Genomic DNA, 651 nt, shown 5'->3' on the forward strand with positions numbered 1-651 from the left:
TCGGCCATGGTGATCTGCACATGGTCCACATAGGACCGGTTCCAGATCGGTTCGAACATCTGGTTGGCGAAGCGCAGCGCCAGGATGTTCTGGACGGTCTCCTTGCCCAGGTAGTGGTCGATGCGGAAGACCTGCTCCGGGGCGAAGACCTCGTGCACGACCTTGTTCAGCTCCTCGGCCGACTTCAGGTCGTGGCCGAACGGCTTCTCGATGACCGCGCGCCGCCAGGAGCCGGGCTTCTGCTCGGCCAGGCCGTGCTTCTTCAGCTGCTTGATGACGACGGGGAAGGACTTCGGCGGCACCGACAGATAGAAGGCGAAGTTGCCGCCCGTGCCCTGGGCCTTGTCCAGCTCCTCGATCGTCTCGCGCAGCCGTTCGAACGCGTCGTCGTCGTCGAAGGTGCCCTGCACGAAGCGCATCCCCTGCAGGAGCTGCTGCCAGACCTCCTCGCGGAACGGCGTGCGCGAGTGCTCCTTGACGGCGTCGTGCACCACCTGGGCGAAGTCCTCGTTCTCCCAGTCGCGGCGGGCGAAGCCGACCAGCGAGAAGCCCGGCGGCAGCAGACCCCGGTTGGCGAGGTCGTACACCGCGGGCATCAGCTTCTTGCGCGACAGGTCCCCGGTGACCCCGAAGATCACCAGGCCCGACGGC

1 protein-coding gene is annotated in these 651 nt (G+C 66.4%); it reads right to left on the reverse strand.

Annotated elements, in window-relative coordinates:
- On the reverse strand, positions 1 to 651 hold a 651-nt coding region (locus CCN35_RS29435), incomplete at both ends, for a glucose-6-phosphate dehydrogenase (protein WP_425444292.1).

The organism is Streptomyces thermovulgaris (genome assembly GCF_002155915.1).
In the GTDB taxonomy this organism is placed as follows: domain Bacteria; phylum Actinomycetota; class Actinomycetes; order Streptomycetales; family Streptomycetaceae; genus Streptomyces; species Streptomyces thermovulgaris.